The 25,661-nt window shown below is 72.1% G+C and carries 15 protein-coding genes and 3 pseudogenes; 10 read left to right on the forward strand and 8 right to left on the reverse strand.

Going from position 1 to position 25,661, the window contains the following annotated elements:
- Nucleotides 1-156: 156 nt before the first annotated feature.
- From GEV28_RS01475 to GEV28_RS01490, 4 genes and pseudogenes are all read left to right on the forward strand, one after another.
- Nucleotides 157-1,289, forward strand: a pseudogene (locus GEV28_RS01475) (ABC transporter ATP-binding protein).
- Nucleotides 1,286-1,960, forward strand: a complete 675-nt coding sequence (locus GEV28_RS01480; RefSeq protein ID WP_291407735.1) for an ABC transporter permease — start codon at nucleotides 1,286-1,288, stop codon at nucleotides 1,958-1,960. Before GEV28_RS01475 ends, GEV28_RS01480 begins: the two are co-directional and overlap by 4 nt.
- Nucleotides 1,921-2,685 (forward strand): ABC transporter permease, encoded by a 765-nt coding sequence (locus tag GEV28_RS01485; RefSeq protein WP_291407737.1) that lies wholly within the window; start codon nucleotides 1,921-1,923, stop codon nucleotides 2,683-2,685. Before GEV28_RS01480 ends, GEV28_RS01485 begins: the two co-directional genes overlap by 40 nt.
- 24 nt (nucleotides 2,686-2,709) lie before the next feature.
- Entirely contained in the window at nucleotides 2,710-3,627 is a 918-nt protein-coding gene (locus GEV28_RS01490) for an ABC transporter substrate-binding protein (RefSeq protein WP_291407739.1), read from the forward strand.
- On the opposite strand, the gene GEV28_RS01495 is transcribed toward GEV28_RS01490, so the two are convergent.
- Nucleotides 3,624-4,490 carry an IclR family transcriptional regulator gene (locus tag GEV28_RS01495; RefSeq protein ID WP_291407741.1) on the reverse strand — a complete coding sequence of 289 codons (867 nt, stop codon included), beginning with the start codon at nucleotides 4,488-4,490 and terminating at the stop codon, nucleotides 3,624-3,626. The two genes, GEV28_RS01490 and GEV28_RS01495, sit on opposite strands and share 4 nt — an antisense overlap.
- Before the next feature lie 207 nt (nucleotides 4,491-4,697).
- Between GEV28_RS01495 and hutH the strand changes: the two are divergent.
- The 5 genes and pseudogenes from hutH to hutI all read left to right on the forward strand — a co-directional run bounded on the left by hutH (nucleotide 4,698) and on the right by hutI (nucleotide 11,836).
- A pseudogene (hutH, locus tag GEV28_RS01500) lies at nucleotides 4,698-6,199 on the forward strand (histidine ammonia-lyase).
- Nucleotides 6,200-6,332: 133 nt separating this feature from the next.
- Nucleotides 6,333-7,988 carry a urocanate hydratase gene (hutU, locus tag GEV28_RS01505; protein WP_291407743.1) on the forward strand — a complete coding sequence of 552 codons (1,656 nt, stop codon included), beginning with the start codon at nucleotides 6,333-6,335 and terminating at the stop codon, nucleotides 7,986-7,988.
- 60 nt (nucleotides 7,989-8,048) lie between these two features.
- Entirely contained in the window at nucleotides 8,049-9,251 is a 1,203-nt protein-coding gene (locus GEV28_RS01510; RefSeq protein ID WP_291407745.1) for an allantoate amidohydrolase, read from the forward strand.
- Entirely contained in the window at nucleotides 9,248-10,552 is a 1,305-nt protein-coding gene (locus GEV28_RS01515; RefSeq protein ID WP_291407747.1) for a formimidoylglutamate deiminase, read from the forward strand. The genes GEV28_RS01510 and GEV28_RS01515 overlap by 4 nt, the downstream gene beginning before the upstream one ends.
- 124 nt (nucleotides 10,553-10,676) lie before the next feature.
- Nucleotides 10,677-11,836 (forward strand): annotated as a pseudogene (gene hutI / locus GEV28_RS01520) (imidazolonepropionase).
- On the opposite strand, the gene GEV28_RS01525 reads toward hutI, so the two are convergent.
- Nucleotides 11,833-12,027 (reverse strand): hypothetical protein, encoded by a 195-nt coding sequence (locus tag GEV28_RS01525; RefSeq protein WP_291407749.1) that lies wholly within the window; start codon nucleotides 12,025-12,027, stop codon nucleotides 11,833-11,835. The pseudogene hutI and the gene GEV28_RS01525 overlap by 4 nt on opposite strands.
- 51 nt (nucleotides 12,028-12,078) lie before the next feature.
- Entirely contained in the window at nucleotides 12,079-14,097 is a 2,019-nt protein-coding gene (locus GEV28_RS01530; RefSeq protein WP_291407751.1) for a glycogen debranching N-terminal domain-containing protein, read from the reverse strand.
- A gap of 53 nt (nucleotides 14,098-14,150) precedes the next feature.
- Between GEV28_RS01530 and GEV28_RS01535 the strand changes: the two genes are divergently transcribed.
- Nucleotides 14,151-15,143 (forward strand): aldo/keto reductase, encoded by a 993-nt coding sequence (locus tag GEV28_RS01535; RefSeq protein WP_291407752.1) that lies wholly within the window; start codon nucleotides 14,151-14,153, stop codon nucleotides 15,141-15,143.
- Between the two features lie 123 nt (nucleotides 15,144-15,266).
- Here the strand turns inward: GEV28_RS01535 and GEV28_RS01540 are convergent, their stop codons facing one another.
- From GEV28_RS01540 to GEV28_RS01560, 5 genes are all read right to left on the reverse strand, one after another.
- Complete coding sequence (locus GEV28_RS01540) at nucleotides 15,267-15,437, reverse strand: DUF6104 family protein (RefSeq protein WP_291407754.1); 171 nt, start codon at nucleotides 15,435-15,437, stop codon at nucleotides 15,267-15,269.
- Nucleotides 15,438-15,440: 3 nt separating this feature from the next.
- Complete coding sequence (locus tag GEV28_RS01545; protein ID WP_291407756.1) at nucleotides 15,441-19,160, reverse strand: multifunctional oxoglutarate decarboxylase/oxoglutarate dehydrogenase thiamine pyrophosphate-binding subunit/dihydrolipoyllysine-residue succinyltransferase subunit; 3,720 nt, start codon at nucleotides 19,158-19,160, stop codon at nucleotides 15,441-15,443.
- A 300-nt stretch (nucleotides 19,161-19,460) separates the two neighbouring features.
- Complete coding sequence (locus GEV28_RS01550) at nucleotides 19,461-23,291, reverse strand: ABC transporter ATP-binding protein (RefSeq protein ID WP_291407819.1); 3,831 nt, start codon at nucleotides 23,289-23,291, stop codon at nucleotides 19,461-19,463.
- Between the two features lie 116 nt (nucleotides 23,292-23,407).
- Nucleotides 23,408-24,313 carry an ABC transporter permease subunit gene (locus GEV28_RS01555; RefSeq protein ID WP_291407757.1) on the reverse strand — a complete coding sequence of 302 codons (906 nt, stop codon included), beginning with the start codon at nucleotides 24,311-24,313 and terminating at the stop codon, nucleotides 23,408-23,410.
- On the reverse strand, nucleotides 24,313-25,614 hold the full coding sequence (locus tag GEV28_RS01560; RefSeq protein ID WP_291407760.1) for an ABC transporter ATP-binding protein: 1,302 nt from the start codon (nucleotides 25,612-25,614) through the stop codon (nucleotides 24,313-24,315). The genes GEV28_RS01555 and GEV28_RS01560 overlap by 1 nt, the downstream gene beginning before the upstream one ends.
- Between the last annotated feature and the right edge of the window lie 47 nt (nucleotides 25,615-25,661).

Raw genomic sequence — 25,661 nt, forward strand, 5'->3', positions numbered from 1 at the left:
GACTTGGCAACGACTGGGCCGGTCGGCGCAACCCGATGGGCCGGGTGGCCGCCGCCAGATGTTGAGAAGCCCTGCCGTTGTCGGTCCCAGGGGCTAAGGTCGGGCGGACCTACGCGCGGCCGGCAGGTGGCCGTCTCGACCTGAGGAGTCTCGAGGGTGATCGAGTTCCAGGCCGTGACCAAGACGTACCCGGACGGCACCGTCGCCGTGGACGACCTCGACCTCACGGTGGACGAGGGCCGGATCACCGTGTTCGTCGGGCCGTCCGGCTGTGGCAAGACGACCTCGCTGCGGATGATCAACCGGATGATCGACCCGACCGGTGGCTCGATCCTGTTGGACGGCAAGGACATTCGCGAGTCCGACCCGCCACTTCTTCGTCGCGGCATCGGGTACGTCATCCAGCACGCGGGACTTTTCCCGCACCGCACCGTGCTGGACAACGTGGCCACGGTCCCGCTGCTCACCGGCGCCGGCAAGCGCGCGGCCCGCACCAGGGCGGCCGAGCTGCTCGAGCTGGTCGGGCTGCCGACGGGGCTCACCAGGCGCTACCCGGCCCAGCTCTCCGGCGGCCAGCAGCAGCGCGTCGGCGTCGCGCGAGCGCTCGCGGCCGACCCGCCGTGCTGCTCATGGACGAGCCGTTCAGCGCGGTCGACCCCATCGTGCGTGACGACCTGCAGCAGCAGCTGCTGCGCCTGCAGTCCGAACTGGACAAGACGATCGTGTTCGTCACCCACGACATCGACGAGGCCATCAAGCTCGGCGACAAGGTCGCGGTGTTCCGGGTCGGCGGCCGGCTCGCGCAGTACGACACCCCGTCGGCGCTGCTCGCCAAGCCGTCGGACGACTTCGTGTCCGCGTTCGTCGGGCGCGACCGCGGCTACCGCGCGCTCGGCTTCCTCACCGCGGACGGCATTCCCGTCGGTCCGGTCGCCACGGTGCAGGTCGGCGAGCCCTCGGCGCAGGCCCGCGGCTCGCTCACCGACGGCTGGGCGATCGTCGTCGACGCGGAGAACAAGCCGCTCGGCTGGGCCTCCGCCGACCTTCTGTCCACAGTGGACGAGGTGGCCGCGGACGACCTGGTCTCCGGCGGCTCACTGTTCGAAGTGGACTCCGGGGCGGGTGGCACGGCCGGCTCGCTGCGCAACGCGCTGGACGCCGCGCTCAGCTCGCCGGCCGCGGTCGGCATCGCGGTCGACAAGCAGGGCGCGGTCGTCGGCGGCGTCACCGCGGACACCGTGCTGTCCGCGCTGGCCGCCGCGCGGCGCTCGGGCGAGGTGCCCACGTGAACGTCGACTGGCCGTGGCCATGGCTGGATCGCAACTGGGACAAGATCGCCGAGGCCACCGGGGAGCACCTCTACCTGGCGCTCCTGCCGGTCCTCGTGGGCCTGCTGATCGCCATCCCGCTCGGCTGGGCGGCGTCGCGCTGGACGCTCGCGCGCGGGATCCTGGTGCCGCTCGCCGGAGTGCTCTACACGATCCCGTCGCTGGCGCTCATCACGTTGGTGCCGCTGCTCATCGGCACCCGGATCATCGACCCGCTCAACGTGCAGGTGCCGCTCGCGATCTACACCATCGCGCTGCTGGTCCGCTCGGTGTCCGACGCGCTGCTCGCGGTGCCCGGCGACGTCACCGCGGCGGCCACGGCCGTCGGGTACCGGCCGCTGCGCAGGTTCCTCACGGTCGAGCTGCCGCTGGCCATCCCGGTGATCATCGCCGGGCTCCGGGTCGCGGTGGTGTCCGCGATGAGCCTCGCGTCGGTCGGCGCGCTGATCGGCATCGGCGGGCTCGGTGGGCTGATCACCGAGGGCTTCCGGCGCAACAACGCGGTGGAGATGGTCGTCGCGATCGCCCTGATCGTAGTGATCGCGCTCGTGATCGACGCGTTCCTGCTGCTGGTCGGCAAGGTGCTCACGCCGTGGACCAGGGCCCAGCGCGGGACGCGGGTGTCCGCGTGAACTCCGCGTTCAGCTGGCTCTTCGACCCGGACCACTGGAGCGGGCCGGAGGGCTTCCCCACCCGGACCCTCGAGCATCTCGGGTACACCGCGCTCGCCGTGTTGATCGCCGCGGCGATCGCGGTCCCGCTCGGGGCGATCGTCGGGCACACCGGCCGCGGCACGTTCCTCGTCGCGGGGCTGTCCAACTGGCTGCGTGCGCTGCCGGAGCTCGGTCTGCTGACGCTGCTGGTGCTGCTCACCTACGTCGGCCTGCTGCCGGTGGTGGTCTCGCTGGTCATCCTGGCCATCCCGCCGGTGGTCGCGGGCACCTACGCGGGCGTGCGCAACGTGGACGCGTCCGTCGTGGACGCCGCGCGCGGGATGGGCATGCGTGAGTCGCACGTGTTGTTCAAGGTCGAGCTGCCCAACGCGCTCCCGCTGATCCTGGGTGGGGTCCGCTCGGCGACCCTGCAGGTGATCGCGACCGCGACCATCGCCGCGTACGTGTCGCTGGGCGGGCTCGGCCGGTACGTGATCGACGGCAACAACTCGGGTGCCGGCTCCCCGGACGGCTACCCGCAGATGGCCGCGGGCGCCATCGCGATCGCGGTGCTGGCGCTGGTCGTCGAAGGAGTGCTCGTGCTCGTGCAGCGGATGGCCGTGTCGCCGGGGCTGCGCAACGCGGCCACTCGCAAGCGCGCCGCACGCATCTGGCGGCGGCCGACACCGGATTTGGTCAAGTAGAGAGATCACATGAGGAGACTTGGGATGAAGCGCGTACTCGCCGGTGTGGCGACCGCTGTGGCGGCGGCGCTGACGCTGACGGCTTGTGGCAACTCGGATCCGCTCGCGGAGGACGACTCCGACTCCGGCAGCGGCGGTTCCAGCGAGACGATTTCGGTCGGGTCGGCCAACTTCCCCGAGAGCCAGCTGCTCGCGGAGATCTACGCGCAGGCCCTGGAGGCCAAGGGCGTGACGGTGTCGCGGGAGTTCGACCTCGGTAGCCGGGAGAAGTACTTCGACGGGCTCAAGGACGGGTCGATCGACCTCATTCCGGAGTACACCGGCGTGCTGCTGCAGTTCATCAACAAGGAGGCCGAGGAGACCTCGCCGGACGAGGTGTACGCGGCGCTGCAGAAGGTGCTGCCCGCCAACCTGACCGTGCTGGACAAGGCGGCGGCCGAGGACAAGGACGCTGTGGTGGTCACCAAGGAGACCGCCGACAAGTGGAGCCTGAAGTCCATCGAGGACCTGGCGCCGCACTGCGCGGAGTCCGTGTTCGGTGCCGCGCCTGAGTTCAAGACGCGGCCGGACGGGATCCCCGGCATCGAGGCCACCTACAACTGCACGTTCAAGAGCTTCAGCTCCCTGGAGCCGGGCGCGATCACGACGAAGGCACTGCTCGACGGGACCGTCCAGGCGGCCGACATCTTCACGACGGACGCCGCCATCGAGGCGAACGGCCTGGTCGTGCTGGAGGACCCGAAGAACAACTTCGCCGCGCAGAACGTCGTGCCGCTGGTGAACAAGGACAAGGCGAGCGACACGGTGAAGGAGGCGTTGAACGCGATCTCGGCGAAGCTGGACACGGACACGCTGCTGGACCTGAACGCGCGCCTGAACGCGCCGGACAAGCCGGACTACGCCGACGTCGCCGAGGAATGGCTGGGCGAGATCGGCGCTTAACCCCGCGAGTCCCCCGTTCGCGACCCGCGAGTCCCCCGTTCCCGACGATCCGGAACGGGGGACTCGCCGGTTCTGGGAGGGGGACTCGCGGTGCCGCCGATGCGGGCGCTCAGCTCGGCGGCGGCGCGCAGGGTCTCGGTGGCCAGGTCGGGCCAGGTCTCGTCGCATTCGGGTTCGCACTCGTGTCGGAACGTGGTGCTGATGGCCGCGATCGGGTGGCCGGTGTGGTCCGCCACCGGCGCCGCCACCGACGCGAAGCCGGACGTCACGTAGCCGTCCTCGACCGCCCAGCCCCGCTGCCGGCCGGCGGTGAGCAGCCGGCGCAGGTCGGGCAGGTGGACGGGCCCACGCCCGGTCCGGTTGACGAAACTCTCCCGGCTGGGGAACAGCGCGCGCACCTGCGCCGCCGGCAGCAACCCCAGCATGGCCCGGCCGGACGCCGGCAGCTGCGCCGGCAACCGCACCCCGACGTCGGTCACCACGGTGGCGTGCGGGTGCGGCGCCTGCTCGCGGAGCAGGTACAAGGTCTCCCTCCCATGGAGAATCCCCAGGTGGGCGGTGTGCCCGGTGCGTGCGATGAGCGAGCGCAGCACCGGGCGTGCCAGTCGCTCCAGTGGGTCGTGCCGTAGGTACGCCGACCCCAGCTCGAAGGCGGCCAGGCCGAGCCCGTACCGCCGCTCCTCCGGCAGGTGGGTGACGAAACCGGCCGCGACCAGCTCGGCCAGCAGGTGGTAGGTCGAGGATCGTGGTAGGCCGAGCTCGCGGGCCAGGGCACCGGCGGTGACCGGCCCGGCGCGGGTCGCAAGGAGTTGGAGCACCGCGAGCCCGCGGCGCAGCGCCGGCACGTCGCTACTGGTTCCCACGTGGACAGTTTGCGATGTCAGACCAGCGCCGCGGACACCGGGTCATCTAGTCGCCGCATGCCCTGAACGACGCGCTGAGGACGTTCAGCGTCCCGAACGACGCGTTCGGGGCATCGGCACGGAGCTGAGGTAATCCCGTCTGGGATACCAGACCAACTCCGGCCGCCCCGGCTCGTGCGTGAGCCATCGCCGGGTTGTGATGTACGTATGCGACAGGTGGTTGTGGACGGCGGGGCGCTGACCCGCGAACAGGTCGTCGCGGTCGCCCGCGGCGGCGCGCGCGTCACCCTCGGCGCGGCCGCGCTCGACGAGGTGACCAAGAGCCGCGCGCACATCGAACGGCTCGCCGGCGCCGAGACACCGACCTACGGCGTCTCCACCGGCTTCGGTGCGCTCGCCACCCGCCACATCCCACCCGACCGGCGCGCCGCCCTGCAACGCTCGCTGATCCGCTCGCACGCGGCGGGCGCCGGCCAGCCGGTCGAGCCCGAGGTCGTCCGCGCGCTCATGCTCCTGCGCCTCCGCACGCTCGCCACCGGCCGCACGGGTGTCCGGCCGTCCACCGTGGAGGCGCTGGCGAAGATCCTCAACGCCGGCATCGTCCCGGTTGTAGCTGAGTACGGCTCGCTCGGCTGCTCCGGCGACCTCGCCCCGCTCTCCGCGGTCGCGCTCGCACTCATGGGCGAGGGCGAGGTCATCGAGGACGGTGCGACGCGAAGCGCAGGGGACGCCCTACGCGCGAGCGGGATCGAACCGGTCACGCTGGCCGAGAAGGAAGGCCTCGCGCTCATCAACGGCACCGACGGCATGCTCGGCATGCTGGTCATGGCCCTTGCCGACCTCACCAAGCTCCTCGACATCGCCGACCTCACCGCGGCAATGAGCGTCGAGGCCCTCCTCGGCACCGACCGCGTGTTCAGCGACGACCTGCAGCCCTGCGGCCCCACCCCGGGCAGGCGACGTCCGCCGCACGCATCACCGCTTTGTTGCGCGGGTCGGCCATCGTCGAGAGCCACCGCGGGCCCGACTGCAACCGCGTCCAGGACGCCTACTCGCTGCGTTGCGCCCCGCAGGTCCACGGCGCCGCCCGCGACACGGTGTCCTATGTGGAGACCGTGGCCGACCGCGAGCTCGCGGCGGCCATCGACAACCCCGTCGTGCTGCCCGACGGCCGGGTCGAGTCCAACGGCAACTTCCACGGCGCGCCCATCGCCTACCCGCTCGACTTCCTCGCCATCCCCGTCGCCGACGTCGCGAGCATGGCCGAGCGGCGAACCGACCGGATGCTCGACGCGACCCGCAGCCACGGCCTGCCGCCGTTCCTGGCCGACGACCCCGGCGTCGACTCCGGCCACATGATCGCCCAGTACACCCAGGCCGCGATCGTCTCCGAGCTCAAGCGGCTCGCCGTGCCCGCGTCGGTCGACTCGATCCCCAGCTCGGCCATGCAGGAGGACCACGTGTCCATGGGCTGGTCCGCCGCTCGCAAGCTCCGCAAGGCGGTCGACGGGCTCACCACCGTGCTCGCGATCGAGCTCCTCACCGCCGCCCGCGCCCTGGACCTCCGGGCGCCGCTCACCCCGGCGCCCGCCACCGCGCGGGTCGTCGCCGAGTTGCGGAAGAAGGTGCGCGGACCGGGCCAGGACCGCCACCTCGCCCCCGAGATCGCCGCCGCCGAAGCCCTTGTCCGGGAAGGAAACCTGCCATGACATCGCATGACCCGAGCGGCCGCCAGCCGCACCCAAGGGGAACGAAGCGCAACCCAGCCACAAGTACGTCCCGAACTGAACATCATCAACCCACGGTGACCAAGACTTTTGAATCCGGGGAGGCGGGCCAGCCATGACCAGTCCAGGCCCCCGTCCCGTTCGCGCCGCCAGAGGCACGACGTTGACCGCACGCAACTGGCAGACCGAAGCGGCGCTGCGCATGTTCCACAACAACCTCGATCCAGAGGTGGCCGAGCGGCCCGACGACCTCGTCGTCTACGGCGGCACCGGCAAGGCGGCCCGCAACTGGGCGAGCTTCGAGGCGATCACCCGCGAGCTGACCGACCTGAGACAGGACGAGACGCTGCTCGTCCAGTCCGGCAAGCCGGTCGGCGTCATGCGCACGCACGAGTGGGCGCCGCGGGTGCTGATCGCCAACTCCAACCTCGTCGGCGACTGGGCGACCTGGCCCGAGTTCCGCAGGCTGGAGTCGTTGGGGCTGACCATGTACGGCCAGATGACCGCGGGATCGTGGATCTACATCGGCACCCAGGGCATCCTGCAGGGCACCTACGAGACCTTCGCCGCGGTGGCCCGCAAACGGTTCGCGGGCAGTCTCAGGGGGACACTCACGCTCACCGCCGGCCTCGGCGGCATGGGCGGCGCGCAACCCCTTGCCATCACGATGAACGAGGGCGTCGCGCTGTGCGTCGAGGTCGACCCCGCCCGCGCTCGGCGCCGGCTCGAGACCGGCTACCTCGACGAGATCGCCGACGACCTGGACGACGCGGTCCGCCGGGTCGAGACGGCCAAGAAGGAAGGCCGCGCGCTCTCCGTCGCGGTCATCGGGAACGCCGCCGAGACCGTGCCCGAGCTGCTCCGCCGGGGCGTCGAGATCGACATCGTCACCGACCAGACGTCCGCGCACGACCCGTTGGCGTACCTGCCGAAGGGCGTTGAGCTGGACGACTGGCACGACTACGCGGCCAAGAAGCCCGACGAGTTCACCGACCGGTCCCGCGACTCGATGGCCGAGCACGTCGACGCGATGGTCGGCTTCCTCGACGCCGGCGCCGAGGTGTTCGACTACGGCAACTCGATCCGCGGCGAGGCCAGGCTCGGCGGCAGCGAGCGGGCGTTCGACTTCCCCGGCTTCGTGCCGGCCTACATCCGGCCGATGTTCTGCGAGGGCATGGGTCCGTTCCGGTGGGCCGCGCTGTCCGGTGACCCCGCCGACATCGCCGCGACCGACCGCGCGATCCTGGACCTGTTCCCGGAGAACGAGTCCCTGGCTCGTTGGATCCGGCTGGCCGGTGAACGCGTTGCGTTCCAAGGACTTCCGGCGCGGATCTGCTGGCTCGGCTACGGCGAGCGGCACCTCGCCGGCATGCGGTTCAACGAGCTGGTCGCGAGCGGCGAGCTGTCCGCGCCGGTCGTGATCGGCCGCGACCACCTCGACTGCGGCTCGGTCGCCTCGCCGTACCGGGAGACCGAGGCGATGGCCGACGGCTCCGACGCGATCGCCGACTGGCCGCTGCTCAACGCCATGGTCAACACCGCGTCCGGCGCGAGCTGGGTGTCCATCCACCACGGCGGCGGGGTCGGTATGGGCCGGTCCATCCACGCCGGCCAGGTCACCGTCGCCGACGGCACGCCGCTCGCCGGTCAGAAGATCGAGCGGGTGCTCACCAACGACCCCGGCATGGGCGTCATCCGGCACGTCGACGCGGGCTACGACCGGGCCGACGAGGTGGCCGCCGAGCGCGGCGTCCGAGTGCCGATGCCCTGAACGACGCGTTCAGGACGTCGAACGCCCCGAGCGCGTCGTTCAGGGCATGAAGGGAGCGCGATGAGCACGGCTGACGGGCTGCTGGCGGCGATCGACGGCGTCGGCGCGGACCGCAGGCGCGGCGGCTTCTCCCGGCACGGCTTCGACCGGGCCGAGCTCGAGCTCCGCGAGTGGTTCGTCGGCGAGGCCGAGCGGCGCGGCCTCGCCGTGCGGACCGACCGCAACGGCAACGTGTGGGCGTGGTGGGGCGCGCCGGGGCCGGACGCGGTGGTCACCGGCAGCCACCTCGACTCGGTGCCCGGCGGCGGCGCGTTCGACGGCCCGCTCGGCGTGACGACCGCGCTGGCCGCGGTGGACCTGTTGCGCGCCAACTGGTTCGTCCCTGCCAGACCGCTGGCGATCGTCGTGTTCGCCGAGGAGGAGGGCGGCCGGTTCGGCGTGCCGTGCCTGGGCTCGCGGCTGCTCACCGGCGCGATCGACCCGGACGCCGCCCGCCGGCTCACCGACGCCGACGGGGTGTCGCTCGCCGAGGCGGTGGCCGAGGCCGGGCTCCAGCCGGCGCGGCTCGGCCGGGACGACGAGGCGCTGGGCCTGGTCGGCCGGTTCGTCGAGCTGCACGTCGAGCAGGGCCGCGGGCTGGTCGACCTCGGCGCGCCGGTCGGCCTGGCGAGCTCGATCCTCGCGCACGGGCGGTGGCGCTTCCGGTTCACCGGCGAGGGAAACCACGCCGGTGCCACGCTCATCGGCGACCGGCGCGACCCGATGCTGCCGGCGTCCGCGCTGGTCCTGGCCGCCCGCCGGGCCGCGTCCGGTGTGGACGGCGCACGCGCCACCGTCGGCCGGCTGGTGCCCAACCCCGGCGGCGCCAACGTCATCGCGTCCACAGTGGACCTCTGGCTGGACGCGCGGGCCGGCGACGACGCGGGGACCCGCGCGGTGGTGGGGGAGATCAGCGCGGCGGCGGTCTCGGCGGCCGCCGACGAGGGGTGCACCGTGGCGGTCACCGAGGAGTCCTACGGCGACACCGTGCACTTCGACGCGGCGCTTCGCGACGAGCTGTCCGGTGTGCTCGGGGACGTGCCGGTGCTGGCGACCGGCGCCGGGCACGACGCCGGGATCCTCGCGGCCCGGGTTCCGACCGCGATGCTGTTCGTGCGCAACCCGACCGGGGTGAGCCACGCACCGGCCGAGCACGCGGAGGCGGCCGACTGCACGGCGGGCGTGGTGGCGCTCGCCACCGTGCTGGAACGGCTGGCCGGATGACGACCTACTGGTGCGAGCACGCCTGGCTGCCCGGCGGTCTCCTGGCCGGCGTGCTCGTCGACGCCACGGACACGATCACCGCCGTGTCCACTGTGGACGCGGCGCCGGCCGGTGCCGAGCGGCTGTCCGGGGTCGTGCTGCCCGGGTTCGCCAACGCGCACTCGCACGCGTTCCACCGGGCACTGCGCGGCCGCACGCACGCCGACGGCGGCACGTTCTGGACCTGGCGGACCGCGATGTACCGGCTGGCCGCCCGCCTCGACCCGGACCGCTACCTGACGCTGGCGCGCGCGGTGTACGCGGAGATGGCCGTGGCCGGGGTGACCTGCGTCGGCGAGTTCCACTACGTGCACCATCCCGCGGGCGGCGGGCGCTACGCCGACCCGAACGCGATGGGCGAGGCGCTGCGCCAGGCCGCCGCCGACGCCGGCATCCGGATGACCCTGCTGGACACCTGCTACCTGGCGGGCGGCATCGACACGCCGATCGCGCCCGAGCAGGCCCGGTTCTCCGACGGTTCGGTGGCGGCGTGGGCGGACCGGATCGCCGGCCAGCGCGACGCGCCGCACGCGCGGGTCGGCGCGGCGATCCACTCGGTGCGGGCCGTGCCGCGCGCGGACCTCGCCGGCGCCGTCGAGGCCGCGGGCGCTCGGCCGCTGCACGTCCACCTGTCCGAACAACCGGCCGAGAACGAGGCCTGCGCCGCCGCGTACGGCCGCACGCCGACCGAGCTCCTGCACGAGGCCGGCGCGCTCACCCCACGCACGACCGCCGTGCACGCCACCCATCTGTCCACTCAGGACATCAAGCTGCTCGGCGGCGCGCACACCGGGGTGTGCTTCTGCCCGACCACCGAGGCGGACCTGGCCGACGGCATCGGGCCGGCGCGCGAGCTGGTCGACGCCGGCGCGCCGCTGTCGCTGGGCAGCGACCAGCACGCCGTGGTGGATCCGCTGCTGGAGGCGCGTGCCCTGGAGCACGGGGAGCGGCTGCGGACCGGCGAGCGCGGTCGGTTCGGCCCGCGCGAGCTGGTCGAGGCGCTGACCTCGGCCGGGCACGCGGCGCTGGGTTGGCCCGGCGGCCTGCTCGCGCCCGGCGCGCCCGCGGACCTGGTCGCGGTGCGTGTGGACAGCGTGCGGACCGCCGGGTGCCGGCCGGACCAGGTGGTGCTCGCTGCCACGGCGGCCGACGTGCACACGGTCGTCGCCGGTGGGCGGGTCGTGGCGCGGGACGGGCGGCACGAGCGGCTCGGCGCCGTGGGCCCCCTGCTGGCGTCGGCGATCGAGGAGTTGTGGGCATGAGCGAGCGTGCGAGCGAATCAGTGTCACAGGGCGACCGCGAGCGGCTCGACCGAGCCTGCGAGGGGGAGTCTTGAGCGAGCTTGCGAGCGAATCAGTGTCACAGGGCGAGCGTGCGAGCGAACCAATGTCACAGGGTCACCGCGTGAGTGTGCTGATCACCGGCATTGGGGAGCTGACCACCAACGACGAGTTCGACCGGCGCGGCGGCGCGGCACTCGTGCTCGACGGCGAGCGGGTGGCCTGGGTCGGACCGGCCGCGGCCGCGCCGGAGGCCGACGAGCGGGTCGACGTCGGCGGCCGGGCGGTCCTGCCCGGGTGGGTCGACAGCCACACCCACCTGGTGTTCGCGGGCGACCGGACCGCCGAGTTCGCCGCGCGGATGGCCGGGAAGCCCTACACCGCGGGCGGCATCGCCGTCACCGTCGAGGCCACCCGGGCCGCCTCCGACGCGGAGCTGGGTGCCGTGCTGCGCCGGCACGTCGCCGAGGCGGTCGCGCAGGGGACCACGGTCGTCGAGACCAAGACCGGGTACGGGCTCACCGTCGCCGACGAGGTGCGGTCGGCGAAGCTCGCGGGCGGGGTGGCCGACGAGGTCACCTTCCTCGGCGCGCACCTCGTCCCACCCGGAGTGTCCACTGAGGACTATGTGGCCCTGGTGTGCGGCGAGATGCTCGACGCCGTCGCGCCACACGTACGGTGGGCCGACGTGTTCTGCGAGACCGGGGCGTTCGACGAGGACGCGTCCCGCGCGGTGCTCGCCGCCGCCGCGGCGAAGGGGCTCGGCCTGCGGGGCACGGCAACCAGCTCGGTCCGGGGCCGGGCGTGCGGCTCGCGGTCGAGCTCGGCGCGGCCAGCGTCGACCACTGCACCTATCTCGACCGGGCCGACGTCGACGCGCTCGCCGGGTCGGACACCGTCGCCACGCTGCTGCCGGCCACCGACCTGTCCACCCGCCAGCCGCTCCCGGACGCCCGCGCGCTGCTCGACGCCGGGGTCACGGTGGCACTCGCGTCCAACTGCAACCCGGGCTCGTCGTACACGTCGTCGGTGGCCTTCTGCGTGGCGACCGCGGTGCTGCAGATGCGGATGTCGGTGGCCGAGGCCGTCCGGGCGGCCACCTGGGGCGGCGCCCGCGCGCTGCGGCGTGAGGACGTCGGCGTGCTCCGCCCGGGCGCGCGGGCGGACGTGCACGTGCTCGACGCGCCGTCGGCGACGCACCTGGCCTACCGGCCGGGCGTGCCGCTGACCCATGCGGTGTGGCGCGCGGGGGTCCGGGTGCGCTAGAAGACCCAGATCCCCATCGCGCCGACGAGGATGACCACGAGGATCACGATCGTCGCGATGACCGGCCACTTCGGGCGTGGCAGGTCGCTGGGCTCCGTGTCCTCGGCGGGCGGCTCCCAGCCGGGCTGCTGCGAGAACGGGTCCGGGCCGAACAACACCGGGTCTGGCGTCTTGCTCTTCGAGTCGGCCATACCTTCATCATCCAGACCAGCGCAAGGCGCGGCCACCTCCCTGCGCCCTCGTCAGCGGACCGTAACCTCCACCGCGGCGTCCGTCTCGACCGTCGGCCGGCCATCGGCGTCCACCTCGACGACCGTCTCCTGGCCGGCCACCCGCAGGCCGGTCACCCGCATCGGGAACCACGAGGAGAACTCCTGGACCGGGGCAACGGTGAGCCGCCCGGCGGGCACGTCGGCCTCGAGCCCGAGCGCGGCGCGGACCAGCACCATCCCCGCGGCCGCCGACCATGCCTGCGGGCGGCACGCGGCCGGGTAGGCCAGCAGCGGGCCCTGCTCCTCCGACCAACCGCCGTACAGCTCGGGCAGCCGGTGGTCGAACCGGGTGCCGGCGCGCAGCAGCCCGGCCGACAGCGACGCGGCGACCTCCGGGTACCCGGTGCGCGCGAGGCCGTCGATCGCGATGGCCGTGTCGTGCGGCCACACCGAGCCCGTGTGGTAGCCGAGCGGGTTGAAGTACGGATGCCGCACGTCCATCGTGCGCAGGCCGAAACCGCTGTCCAGCGAGGGGTCCGCGAGCCGTTCGGCGACGGTCGCCTCCTCGACCGTGGCCAGCAGGCCGGTGCCGAGCAGGTGGCCCATGTTCGACGCGAGCGTGTCCACCGGCCGGCCGTCGCAGTCGAGCGCGATGGCCGGGAAGCCGTGGACCCAGAACGCGTCCCGGAACCGCCCGCGCATCCCGTTCGCGAACGCCACGGCGTCTTCGGCACCCGGCCGGTCGAACGCGGTGAGCAGCGCCGCCGCGTCCAGCGCGGCGCGGTGCGCGTAGGCCTGCGCCTCGCTCAGCACGATCGGCGGGTCGGCGATCTCGCCCCTGCCGTCCTGAATGGCGTCGGCGGAGTCCTTCCAGCCCTGGTTGGCGAGGCCCTCGCCGGTCATGTCCTCGTAGCTGAGGAAACCGTCGTCGTGCGTGAGGATCCAGTCCAGCGCCCGGCGCATCGGGTCGAGCAGCGGCTCGACGTCCTCGGCCGGCAGGCCCCAGCGCCACGCGTCGTGCAGCAGGCTGACCCACAGCGGCGTCGCGTCGATCGTGCCGTAGTAGCAGGGCGGCAGGCCCGGCTGGCGCGGGAGGCCGGCCGGCAGCTGGCGGACCTCGTGCGGCATCTTGCCGGGCGCCTCGGAGGTCACCCGGTCGTGCTTGGTGCCCTGCCGCCGGGCGAGCGTACGCAGCGTGCCGAGTGCGAGCTCGGTGCCGAGCGGGAGGGTGAACCGCGCCGCCCACAGCGAGTCACGGCCGAACAGCGTGAAGTACCAGGGCGTTCCGGCGCCGGCGAACCGGTCCCTCGGCGCGGCCGGGTCGGCCAGCAGCAGCGCACGCAGGTCTGCGAGCCCGGTGCCCACCAGCCGGTCGAGCTCCGGTGCGTTGCTCTCGATCGAGAGCAGCCCGAACAGGCGGCACTCCGGCGCCTGGACCACGGCGTCCTCGGTCGCGCCCGAGGCGGTGAGGGTCAGCGTGACCTCCTTGCCGCGGCGCGGCGGCACCCGCACGTCCCACTCCAGCAGCACGTGGTCGTCGGCGAGCACCACCCGCTGCGGCTTGGAGTCCGCGGTGAGCGTGGTGTCGCACGAGCCCGCGCGCCACGAGGCCAGCGCGCCCTCGGCCTTGCGCGGCGCGACCGGCTCGGTCGGCCGCCCGCAGCGGACCGCGAGGATCGGCGCCAGGTCGGTGCCCAGCCGCGCGCTCACCGTCGTGACGATCTCCTCGCGGGCGTCGTTGATCAGCTCGAGCGTCTCGTGCAGCTGGTCCGCCTCGACCCGACGGAACCGCTCGAGCCGCACCGTCGGGTCGCCGGTGGGGTCGCCGAGCCCGAGGACCGCCCCGACGAAATGCAGCTCGGACGACGAGTCACGCAGGTGTGCGACGGCCTCCGGCGGCTCGCCGCCGACCAGCACGATCAGCTCGGACAGGTGCCGCACGTCGGCCACCAGCCAGCCCTGGGCGCCGCGCGGGCGCAGCTGGCCGTCCTTGTCCGAGAGCGCCGCGGCCGGGGCGCAGACGGCGGTGGCGAGATCGTGGGTGAACATTCGCTTCATTCCTCGTCCCATCCTGGAGTAGCTCCGGGCGTAGGTTGGCCATCATGGAGTACACCCAGCTTGGCCGCACCGGCCTGTCCGTGTCCCGACTTGTCCTCGGGACAATGAACTTCGGTCCCGAAACGTCCGAAGAGGACAGTTTTACGATCATGGACCGGGCGCACGAGCACGGCATCAACTTCTTCGACACCGCCAACGTCTACGGCTGGCGCAAGGGCGAGGGCGTCACCGAGCAGATCGTCGGCCGCTGGTTCGACCAGGGCGACGGCCGGCGCGAGCGCACCGTGCTCGCCACCAAGCTGTACGGCTCGATGGGCGACTGGCCGAACGAGCACCGCCTGTCCGCGCTGAACATCCGGCGCGCGGCGGACGCGTCGCTCACGCGGCTGCGGACCGACTACATCGACCTGTACCAGATGCATCACATCGACCGGCGCACGCCGTGGGACGAGGTCTGGGAGGCGTTCTCGGTGCTGCACCAGCAGGGGAAGGTGCTGTACTTCGGGTCGTCCAACTTCGCCGGCTGGCACTTGGCCCAGGCGCAGGAGGCCGCGCGGGCGCGGCACTTCCTGGGGCTGGTGAGCGAGCAGTCGATCTACAACCTGCTCACCCGGTGGGTCGAGCTGGAGGTGCTGCCCGCGGCGCGGCACTACGGCATCGGGGTCATCCCGTGGTCTCCGCTGCACGGCGGCCTGTTCGGCGGGGTGCTGCGCAAGCAGCGCGAGGGCGGGGCGTCGCGGAGCAACAGCGGCCGCTCGGCCGACTCGATCGAGAACCACCGCGACGCCATCGAGGCGTACGAGAAGCTCGCCGCGGACCTCGGCGTCGACCCGGCGGACCTCGGCATCGCGTGGCTCCTGCACCAGGAGGGCGTGACCGCGCCGATCATCGGCCCGCGCACGATGGAGCAGCTGGAGGGCTCGCTGCGGTCGGTCGACATCGAGCTCGACGCGGACACCCTCGCCAAGCTCGACGAGCTCTTCCCGCCACCCGGCCCCAACGGCAACAAGCCCGCCCCCGAGGCCTACGCCTGGTAACCCCGCGAGTCCAGATTCAGAACGGAACCTCAGGGGACCGTGACGGTACCCAGCCACAATCAAGCGGCTATCCGCACCGTTTCGCTGGGACGCAACCAACACATTGAATTCCGGGGAGGCGGACTAGTCCTCGTCGTCGCGGGCCAGGTAGGTGGCCAGGCGCTCGACGGCGGTCTCGAACTCCGGGTTGGCGTCGACGAAGGCACGCATCTTGGCGGCCAGCCAGGACAGCGTGACCTCGTCGTCGCCACGTCTTTCCTCGAGCTCCTCGAGGCCTCGGTCGGTGAAGTACATGCCTCAGGCGAACGCCTTCTCGATGATCTCCCGCTGCTCGACCTCGTGCACCTTGCCCGACCCCGCCGACGGCGCCGCCATCACCCGGCGCGACACCCGGGTGAGGCGCGGGACATCGGGGAAGAGCTCCGGCAGGTGCAGACCGTAGAACGGCCACGCGCCCTGGTTCGCCGGCTCCTCCTGCACCCATCGCACGTCGGTGAGGTTGGCGTAGCGCTCGAAGATCGCGCCGAGCCGCCTGACCGGCACCGGGTAGAGCTGCTCGATGCGCACCAGCGCCACGTCCGTGAGCCCGCGCTTGTCGCGCTCGGCCGCCAGCTCGTAGAACAGCTTGCCGGACACCATGAGCAGCTTGCGGACCGCCGCCGGGTCGGTGCCGACCCGGTCGTCGATGACGGCGTTGAACCGCGACTCCTCGGTGAAGTCCGCCACCGAGCTGACCGCGGCCTTGTTGCGCAGCATCGACTTCGGCGTGAACACCACCAGCGGCCGGGCCACCCCGTCCAGCGCGTGCCGGCGCAGCAGGTGGAAGTAGTTCGCCGGCGTCGACGGCACCACCACGGTCATCGAGCCCTCGGCGCACAGCTGCAACCAGCGCTCGATGCGGCCCGACGTGTGGTCCGGGCCCTGGCCCTCGTGGCCGTGCGGCAGCAGCATCACCACGTCCGAGCGCTGGCCCCACTTGGCCTCGCTGGAGGAGATGTACTCGTCGATGACCGACTGCGCGCCGTTGACGAAGTCGCCGAACTGCGCCTCCCACAGCACCAGGGCGTCGGGGTTGGCCACGGAGTAGCCGTACTCGAAGCCCAGCGCCGCGTACTCCGACAGCGCCGAGTCGTAGACCAAGAACCGGCCCTGGTCGTCGGACAGGTTCTGCAGCGGGAGGTACTCCCGGCCGGTCTTGCGGTCGATGATCACCGCGTGCCGCTGGACGAACGTGCCGCGCCGGGTGTCCTGGCCGGCGAGCCGGACCAGGTGACCCTCCAGGGTGAGCGAGCCGAGGGCCAGCAGCTCCGCGAACGCCCAGTCGATGCCGCCCTCGCGGGCCATCTTGGCGCGCCGCTCGAGCACCGGCTTGACCCGCGGGTGCGGCGCGAAGCCGGCCGGCAGGTCGACGTGCGCGTCGGCGATCTTCTCCAGCACCTCCTGGGTGATGGAGGTGGGGAGCTTCGCCGGGACCTGCTGCTCGGACTCCACCGACGGGCTCGGCGCGGCGGGGTGCTTCTCGAGCTCGCGCACCTCGTTGAAGACGTGCTCGAGCTGGCTGGAGAAGTCCCGCAGCGCCTTCTCGGCCTCGTCGACGGAGATGTCGCCGCGACCGATGAGCGCCTCGGTGTAGGTCTTCCGCACGCTGCGCTTGGCGTCGATGATGTCGTACATCGCCGGCTGGGTCATCGAGGGATCGTCGCCCTCGTTGTGCCCGCGGCGCCGGTAGCAGACCATGTCGATGACGACGTCCTTGTTGAACGTCTGCCGGTAGTCCATGGCGAGCGCGGCCACCCAGTAGCACGCCTCCGGGTCGTCGCCGTTCACGTGGAACACCGGCGCCTGGATCATCTTCGCCACGTCGGTCGCGTACTGCGACGAGCGCGAGTGCTCCGGCGCGGTCGTGAAGCCGACCTGGTTGTTGACGATCACGTGCACGGTGCCGCCGGTGCGGTAGCCGCGCAGCAGCGCCAGGTTCAGCGTCTCGGCCACCACGCCCTGCCCGGCGAACGCGGCATCGCCGTGCATGGCGACCGGCAGCACCGAGAAGCCTGTGCCGCCCTTGTCGAGCAGGTCCTGCTTGGCGCGGACGATGCCCTCGAGCACCGGGTCGACGGTCTCCAGGTGCGACGGGTTGGCGGTGAGCGTGACCTTCGTCTCGCCGTCGCCGAACATCCGGAAGTACTTGCCCTCGGCGCCGAGGTGGTACTTCACGTCGCCGGAGCCGTGCGCCTGGCCGGGGTCGAGGTTGCCCTCGAACTCCTGGAAGATCTGCGAGATCGGCTTGCCGACGATGTTGGCGAGGACGTTGAGCCTGCCGCGGTGCGGCATGCCGATGACGACCTCGTCGAGCTCGTACTCGGCGGCCTTGTCCAGCACCGTGTCGAGCAGCGCGATGACCGACTCGCCGCCCTCGAGCGAGAACCGCTTCTGGCCGACGTACTTGGTCTGCAGGAACGTCTCGAACGCCTCGGCCGCGTTGAGCTTGGACAGGATGTACTTCTGCACGGCCTGCGGCGGCTTCTCGTGCCGGACCTCCACCCGGTCCTGGATCCAGCGGCGCTCGGTCGGGTCGAGGATGTAGGTGTACTCGACGCCGACCGTGCGGCAGTAGGAGTCGCGCAGGACGCCCAGGACGTCGCGCAGCTTCATCCGCTCCTTGCCCGCGAAGCCGCCGACCGGGAACTCGCGGTCCAGGTCCCACAGGGTGAGGCCGTGGGACAGGATGTCGAGGTCCTCGTGCTTGCGCTGGCGGTAGTTCAGCGGGTCGACGTCGGACATCAGGTGGCCGCGGGTGCGGTAGGTGTCGACGAGGCCGATGACGCGGGTGGTCTTGTCGATCGCGCCCTCGGGGATGTCCTGCACCCAGCGCACCGGCTCGTAGGGCAGCCGCAGCGACGTGAAGATGTCGTCGTAGAAGTTGTCCTCGCCGAGCAGCAGCTGGTGCACGCGGCGGAGGAACTCGCCAGACTCGGCGCCCTGGATGATCCGGTGGTCGTACGTGGAGGTCAGCGTGATGATCTTGCTGACTCCCAGGTCGACGAGCGCGCGCTCGCTGGTGCCCTGGTACTGCGCCGGGTACTCCATCGCGCCGACGCCGATGATCGCGCCCTGGCCCTTGGTGAGCCGAGGCATCGAGTGGTTGGTGCCGATGGTGCCGGGGTTGGTGAGCGAGATCGTGGTGCCGGCGAAGTCGTCCGCGGTCAGCCCGCCGTTGCGGGCCTTGCGGATGATCTCCTCGTAGGCCTGCCAGAACCGCGTGAAGGTCATGCCCTCGCAGTTCTTGATGGAGGCCACGACGAGCGTGCGCTCGCCGTCCTTGCCGGGCAGGTCGATCGCGAGACCGAGGTTGATGTGCTCCGGCCGGATCACCACGGGCTTGTTGTTGACCTCGCCGTAGTGCCGGTTCATGTTCGGGTAGTCGGCGAGGGCGCGGATGAGCGCGTAGCCGATGAGGTGCGTGAAGCTGACCTTGCCACCACGGGTGCGCCGCAGGTGGTTGTTGATCACGATGCGGTTGTCGAACAGGAGCTTCGCCGGCACCGCCCGCACGCTGGTCGCGGTCGGGATGGTGAGCGACAGCTCCATGTTCTTGGCGATGACGCCGGCGGCGCCGCGCAGCGGCTTGGTCTCCTCGCCCTTCGCGGCTGCCGGCTTCGGCTCGGCCTGCTGGGCGATCCTCGGCTCGGCCGGCTTGCTCGTGGCCTGCTTGGCGGCATCGGACTTGGTCGCCGGCTTGGCCTGCGTCGCCGATGCGGCGGCCTTGGCCGAGGGTCGCTGGCCGTTGGCCGTCACACCTTCGGCGCCGGTCCTGGCCGTTGTGGGCTTGGTCACGGTGGTGGTGTCGGTCTTCGCCTTCTGGGCCTGAGTCGCGACTCGCTGGGTCGGCTTGTAGTCCGCGAAGAAGTCGTGCCACGCGGAGTCCACGGACGACGGGTCAGCGAGGAACTGCTCGTACATCTCCTCGACGAGCCACTCATTGGGGCCGAACTGCGACGCAGGGCTGCTGCTGGACACGGCAGGCACTCGCCTCTATCTATCTCGATCTGTTACTGAAACGCTGCATGTTCAGGCTAGTCCCCTGACCGAGTCACGTGTGGTCGACTCAGCCGGTGACGGGCAGGTCACATGGGGGGTCGATGACACCGACGCTGGCCCCCCGGGTGGAACTGTCGCCAGATACTCGCACCATTGGTGACCGTACCCGCACCCGGTCCAGACCATGCGCCCAGGCAGGGGCCGAACTGATCCGCCGGACCTCACCCCGTATCGACACGGGGTGACGGGCTCACTCGGCGGATCCCGTTCGTCGGCGGGTCAGGCGCGGGTCGGGGCGTCCTCGGCGGGTCGGTTGAGCGGCAGCTCCGTCGTGCCGTGCCGCCAGAGCGTGGCGTAGTGGCCGCCGGCGGCCAGGAGCTCGGTGTGGGTGCCCTGCTCGACTATGCGGCCGTCGTCCAGGACGACGATGCGGTCCGCGCGGGCAGCGGTGGCCACGCGGTGCGCGACCACGAACGTGGTGCGCGGCCGGGCGAGCCGCTCGCTGGCGGCGAGGACGACCGACTCGGTGGCCGGGTCGAGCGCGGCGGTGGCCTCGTCGAGCAGCAGGACGTCCGGCCGCACCAGCTCGGCCCTGGCCAGCGCGAGCAGCTGGCGCTGCCCCGCCGACAGACCCTGGCCGCGCTCGCCCACCTGGTGCCGGAACCCGTCGGCCAGCTCGGCCACCATCGGCAGTGCGCCCACCGACCGCACCGCCGACTCGACCTCCGCCCGGGTGGCCTCCGCGTCGCCGTCGCCGTTGGTCAGCCGGTGGGTGTTGTGGTGGCCGTAGGCGACGTTGCTGGCCACGTCGCCGGTGAACAGGTGGGCCTCCTGCGGGACGACGCCCAGCCGCTGGCGGAACGCCGACGGGTCGTAGTCCCGCAGGTCGACGCCGTCGACCAGGACCGCGCCGGCCGTCGGGTCGTAGAACCGGGCGATCAGCTTCACCACCGTCGACTTGCCGGCGCCCGTCGGGCCCACCAACGCCACGGTCTCGCCGGGGGACACCGACAGCGTGATGTCCGAGAGCGCCGGGATGTCCGTGCCCGGGTACCGGAACGACACGTCCACCAGGTCCACCGCGCCGGCCAGCTTCGGGGGCACCGGGCGCGGGTCGGCGGGCGGCTCGACCGAGCTCGGGGTGCGCAGCAGGTCGGCGATGCGGTGCAGCCCGACCCGCGCCTGCTGGTAGCCGTCGAACACGCCCGACAGCTGCTGCACCGGCGCGAAGAACAGGTTGAGGTACAGCATGAACGCCAGCAGGATGCCCGGCGTCAGCTCACCCGCCGCCACCCGGACCGCGCCCACCGCCAGCACCGCGGCCTGGGCCACGCCGGCCAGCACCGCGACGAACGGGAAGTATGTGGCCACGTAGCGCTGGGCCCGCAGCCGCGTCCGCCGGTAGGTGTCGCTGCGCTCGGCGAACACCCGGGCCGAGTGGTCCTCGCGGGTGAAGGCCTGCGCGATGCGCAGCCCGGAGACGTTCTCCTGCATGTCCGCGTTCACCGCGCTGACCTGTTCGCGTGCCTGCGTGTAGGCCACAGTGGACAGTCGCTGGAAGATGACCGTCGCGATGATCACGACCGGCAGGACGGTGAGCGCCACCAGCGCCAGCCCGGCGTCGGTGACCAGCAGCGCCACGGTGATCCCCAGAACGGTCAGCACCGAGGCCAGCGCGCCGACCAGACCCGTCTGCAGGAACGTGGACAGCGCGTCGACGTCCGTGGTCATCCGGGTCATGATCCGGCCGGCCATCTCGCGCTCGAAGTAGTCCAGGCCGAGCCGTTGCAGGTGCGCGTAGCTCCGCACCCGCAGCAGGTACAGCAGCCGCTCGCCGACCCGGGCGGTGAGCACGGTCGTGAACGCCGTCTCGACGAACATGAAGCCGACCAGCACCGCGGCGATCGCCGGGACCACCCACAGCGCGGTGGTGTTGCCGGTGACCACGCCGGAGTCGACGCCCTCGCGGATGAGCGATGGCAGCGCCATCGTGAGCAGCGCGTCGAAGATCACCAGCGAGCCGACCAACGCCAGCATCCCGCGCACCGGCCGCAGCAGCCCGCGCAGCCGGAAGCCCGGGTCCGGCGCCATCGGGTCCTCGCCTCGCAGACGCGGCTGCTCGTCGGCGGGCGGCAGCGCGGCCACCCGGTTGAGCAGCTCCGGCGTGGGTGGTGTGCCGGACAACGCGCCCGTCATCGCGCCGCCGCGGCCGCCGCCCCGCGCGCCGGCACCACCGCGCGGCGCGCCGATGGCGGCCGCGACCGCACGAGCGGACGCGACCGGCTCGTCGACCTCGTCCGGCCACAACGCGGGGGTCCACCCGTGCGGGCCCGGGGCGAGATCGTCGGCCGCGACCCTGGTCGGGTCCTCGATCGCCTCGCCGGGGCCGGCCAGCAGCGCCCGGTAGAGCTCGCAGCGCTCGACCAGCTCCTCGTGCGTGCCCGTGTCGATCACGCGGCCCTTGTCGAGCACCGCGATCCGGTCGGCCAGCGCCAGGGTGGACCGGCGGTGCGCGATGAGCAGCGTGGTGCGGTCCCGGGTGACCGCGCGCAGCGTGTCGTGGATGGCCGCCTCGGTGGCCGTGTCCACCGCCGACGTGGCGTCGTCGAGCACCAGCACCCGCGGGTCGGACAGCAGCGCCCTGGCGAGCGCCACCCGCTGGCGTTGCCCACCGGACAAGGTGAGCCCGCGCTCTCCCACGACCGAGTCGTAGCCGTCGGGCAGCGCGGCGATGAACCCGTCGGCCTGCGCGGCCCTGGCCGCCGCGCGGACCTCGTCGACGGTGGCGTCCGGCCGGCCGTAGGCGATGTTGGCGTGCACGGTGTCGGAGAACAGGAACGCCTCCTCGAACACCACCCCGACCGTGCCGCGCAGCGACGCCAGCCGCAGGTCGCGGATGTCGACCCCGGCCACCGTGATGGCGCCCTCGTGCACGTCGTAGAACCGGGGTAACAGCAGCGACACCGTCGACTTGCCCGACCCCGCCGTGCCGACCAGTGCCAGCGTCTCGCCCGGCCGAACGGCCAGCGAGATGTCGTCGAGCACCGGCTCGCTGCGGGTGTAGCCGAACGTGACGCCGTCGAGCCGCACGTCGACCGGGCCGGCCGGCACGTCCACCGCGTCCGGCGCGTCGGCGACCGTGGGGTGCGAGTCGATGAGCTCGTAGACCCGCTCCACGCCCGCGCGTGCCAGCTGCACGTTGACGAGCAGGCTCGACAGCAGCCGGGTCGGGCCGACCAGGTTGGCCACGTAGCTCGCGAACGCCAGGAATGTGCCCAGCGTGACCTGCCCGTTCAACGCCATGAACCCGCCCAGCGCCAGCACCCCGACCTGTCCGATGCTGGGCATGGCGACCAGCGTGGCGGCCGGCCGCGAGGTGAGCGCGGCGGTGCGCATCCGCTCGCCGAACAGCTGCCGGGCGGCCTTGTCCAGCCGGCGGATCTCCCGAGACTCCTGGCCGAAGCCCTTGACGACCCGCACGCCGGTGACCGTCTCCTCGACGTGCTGGGCCAGGTCGGCGGCCCGCTGCTGGGCCGACCACGACGCCGGGAACAGGACCAGCCGGGTGCGCACCGCGACCATGGCCACCACCGGGGTGACCACCAAGGAGATGACGGTGAGCAGCGGGGAGAGCCACAGCATCGCGCCGAGCGCGGCCACCGCGAACACCACCGTGCCGATCGACAGCGGCACCATCATGAGCAGGCCCTGCACCAGCTGCAGGTCGGTGATCGAGCGGGACACCACCTGCCCGGTGCGCAACGCGTCCTGCTTGGCCCCGTCCAGCCGCTGCACGGCGGCGAACACCTGCTGGCGCAGGTCGTGCTGCACGTCCAGGGCCAGCCGCCCACCCAGATAGCGGCGCACGAACGCGGTGACGAAGGTGGACAGCTCCATCAGCACGAGCGCGGCGACGAGCCACCCCAGCCGGGCCGTGGTGCCGCCCACCGCGTCGTCGACGACGAGCTTCACCAGGATCGGGCCCGCGGCCTGGAAGCCGACGCCGATCACCGACGAGACGATGGACAGCAGGACCAGCCGGCGATGCCGCCAGCAGGCGGCGGAGAGCCGGCGGACCCAGCCGGGGGAGGTTTCGACCACGAGATCCAGGTTAGGACGACCCACCGACACCCCGGTGGTTCCCGAATGCGGCGAACGGCGCCTTCCGGGCCGGGAAAGCCCGAAAAGCGCCGCTCGACGTGGCCTGGATCACTCGATACGCGAGATCAGGTGATGTCGCGGGTTCGGTTCCGGAGGATCCCGAGAGCGAAGAAGATCGCCGTCCAGGCCAGGAAGATCAGGCCGCTGATCCACAGCGTGAGCGCGCCGGGCGCGCCGGCGATCGCGCGGACGACCTCCTCGAAGCCTTCCTGGTCGTCCTGGCTCACGAGGCCGCCGCCCACGTTCAGGATCAGGTCCTGCACCTGGGTGAACAGCACCTGGCTCGCCGTCGAGCCGGTGAGCCCGTTGGCCGCGCCGTTGGGTAGGAACCCGGCCAGGTAGGAGCCGTCCGTCAGGCCGGTCATCACGAGGTCGCCGATCGGGCCGACGATCAGCGAGTAGATCAGGAGCAGCACCAGCGCGCCGACCGGCGAGCCGAGCAGCGCCCCGACACCCAGGCCGAGCAGCGTCCACAGCAGGCAGCCGAGAATGCCGGACAGCGCGATCATGAGCCAGTCGCCGCCCGAGGGCAGGTAGTCCGAGCCGGAGCCGATGACCGTGCCGAGGCTCGCGCCGACCGCGATCAGGACGCCGAAGATCAGGCCCCACACGACGTAGGTGACGGCCTTGGCGGACAGCAGCGAGCCGCGGTTGGGCGCGGTCAGGAAGCTCGTCGTGATCGTCTTCCGGTTGATCTCGCTGGCCAGCGCGAGCGCGCCGAAGATCATCGGGAAGATCGTCGCGATGTTCATGCTGCGGGTCAGTGCGATCGCCGACCAGGACAGCTGGTCGATGGAGATGTTGAACTGGGTGAGGATGGCCTCGTCGGCGACGTCGTCGACGATGTCCGTCGTCAGCGCCGACACGCCCCACGCCCACGCGAGCGCGAGGATGAACGCGGGGATCATCATGGCCCACCACAGCTTGGTGGTGAGGATCTTGCGGAACTCCGCCTTGATCAGCCGGCCCATCAGGCGTTACCTCCGAGTCCGCCGCCCTGGCCGGGCTGCTCGTAGCCCGGCGGAGGAGTCGGCTGTTGCTGGGCGGGCTGCTGTTGCTGCTGCGGTCCGCCCGGGAGGCCCCAGCCACCCGGTGGAGTGTTCGGTGGCGGCCCCCAGCCGCCGGGCGGGGTGCCCTGTTGGGGCTGTTGGGACTGCTGCGGCGGGTAGCCGGGCTGCGGCTGCTGCTGGTAGCCGGGCTGCTGGGGCGGGTAGCCCTGTGGTGGCTGTGGTGGCGTCGGGTACCCGGACTGCTGGCCCGGCTGGTACTGCGGCTGCTGCTGGTACTGGCCGGGCTGCGGGACCGGCTGCGCGTAGCCGCCGGGCGGGACCGGCGGCAGCTGGCCGTGCGGGACCTGGCCGGGCGCGGCGTACTGGCCGCTGGTGAGCCGGAAGAACAGCTGCTCGAGGTCGGCCCTCTCCTCCTGAACCCCGTACAGCGCGACGCCTGCCTTCGCGGCCACGTCGCCGATCTGCTGGACGGTGGCGCCGACGACCGCGATCTTGCCGTCGGGCAGTGGCTGGACGTTGCCGATCTCGGCCGCGCGCAGCGCGTCGACCAGCGCGGTCGGGTCGGCCGGCTGCACGATGACCCGGCTCTGCTGGGACTTCCGCAGGTCGTCGAGCATGCCGTAGTACATGGTCTGGCCGCGGCTGATGATCACGACCTGGTCGATGGTCTGCTCGACCTCGGCCAGCAGGTGGCTGGAGATCAGCACCGTGCGGCCACTGCTGGCGAACGCCTTGAGGAACGTGCGCAGCCACGCGATGCCCTCGGGGTCCAGGCCGTTGGCGGGCTCGTCGAGCACCAGCACCTGCGGGTCGCCGAGCAGCGCCGTGGCCAGGGCCAGCCGCTGCTTCATGCCGAGCGAGAAGCCACCCGCGCCACGGTCGCCCGCCGAGCCGAGGCCGACGAGGTTGAGCACCTCGTCCGCACGCTGGTCCGGCACGCCCATCGCGGCGGCGTACACCCGCAGGTGGTTGCGCGCGGTGCGGGACGGGTGGAAGCCCTGCGCCTCGAGCACCGCGCCGACGACCCGTGCCGGGTTGCCGAGATGGTGGTACGGCTGGCCGTTGACCGTGGTGAAGCCGGCGGTGGGGGTGACGAGGCCGAGCAGCATGCGCAGCGTCGTGGTCTTGCCGGCGCCGTTGGGTCCGAGGAAGCCGGTCACCGAGCCCGGCTCGACCTGAAAGCTCAGGTTCTGCACCGCGGCGACCTGGCCGAAGTTCTTACTGAGGTTCTGCACCACGATGCGGCCGCTACCGTCCTGCACGGGGCCCTCCTGCCTGCCGAGTTGTGCCGGACATCTTGCCGCATGGC

Origin of the sequence: Actinophytocola sp., assembly GCF_009379765.1 — a bacterium.
Lineage (GTDB): Bacteria > Actinomycetota > Actinomycetes > Mycobacteriales > Pseudonocardiaceae > Actinophytocola.

Bases quoted from the DNA above. Each gene is read 5' to 3' on its own strand.
- hutU (WP_291407743.1), top strand. From the start codon at position 6,333: ATGACCAGTCCAGGCCCCCGTCCCGTTCGCGCCGCCAGAGGCACGACG.
- GEV28_RS01535 (WP_291407752.1), top strand. From the start codon at position 14,151: ATGGAGTACACCCAGCTTGGCCGCACCGGCCTGTCCGTGTCCCGACTT.
- GEV28_RS01530 (WP_291407751.1), bottom strand. From the start codon at position 14,097: ATGTTCACCCACGATCTCGCCACCGCCGTCTGCGCCCCGGCCGCGGCG.
- GEV28_RS01490 (WP_291407739.1), top strand. From the start codon at position 2,710: ATGAAGCGCGTACTCGCCGGTGTGGCGACCGCTGTGGCGGCGGCGCTG.
- GEV28_RS01555 (WP_291407757.1), bottom strand. From the start codon at position 24,313: ATGGGCCGGCTGATCAAGGCGGAGTTCCGCAAGATCCTCACCACCAAG.
- GEV28_RS01525 (WP_291407749.1), bottom strand. From the start codon at position 12,027: ATGGCCGACTCGAAGAGCAAGACGCCAGACCCGGTGTTGTTCGGCCCG.
- GEV28_RS01540 (WP_291407754.1), bottom strand. From the start codon at position 15,437: ATGTACTTCACCGACCGAGGCCTCGAGGAGCTCGAGGAAAGACGTGGC.
- GEV28_RS01510 (WP_291407745.1), top strand. From the start codon at position 8,049: ATGAGCACGGCTGACGGGCTGCTGGCGGCGATCGACGGCGTCGGCGCG.
- GEV28_RS01515 (WP_291407747.1), top strand. From the start codon at position 9,248: ATGACGACCTACTGGTGCGAGCACGCCTGGCTGCCCGGCGGTCTCCTG.